We start from the raw sequence: 375 nt of genomic DNA on the forward strand, positions 1-375 counted from the left end.
ACCGTCGGCGATGATTTCCGCGATGGCAAAGTGACCCTGCCCGTCATTATCGCCTATGCCAATGGCGACGCGGACGAAAAGGCCTTCTGGCGCCGCTGCATGGAAGACCAGGATTTCCGCGATGGCGACCTGGACCATGCACAAGGCCTGATCCGCAAATACAACACCCTGGAAGCGACCATGGACCGTGCCCGCGAATATGGCCAGTTAGCCATTGATGACCTGGCCGGTTTTGCCGACGGTCCGATCAAGGATGCCATGATCGAAGCTGTCGAATTTTGCATTTCCCGGCCCTATTAACGGTGCCAAAACATTCCGCGTGCGGATGTTGATAAAAAAATTCCTTGCGTACCGGTTCAATACCGATTAATACCC

At 54.7% G+C, this 375-nt stretch carries 1 pseudogene; it reads left to right on the plus strand.

The annotated features are described in order from the left end of the window. Window positions 1-300 (plus strand): annotated as a pseudogene (locus LF95_RS22560) (polyprenyl synthetase family protein); the annotation flags it as partial. Window positions 301-375 lie beyond the last annotated feature (75 nt).

The organism is Thalassospira sp. TSL5-1, assembly GCF_001907695.1.
Lineage (GTDB): Bacteria > Pseudomonadota > Alphaproteobacteria > Rhodospirillales > Thalassospiraceae > Thalassospira.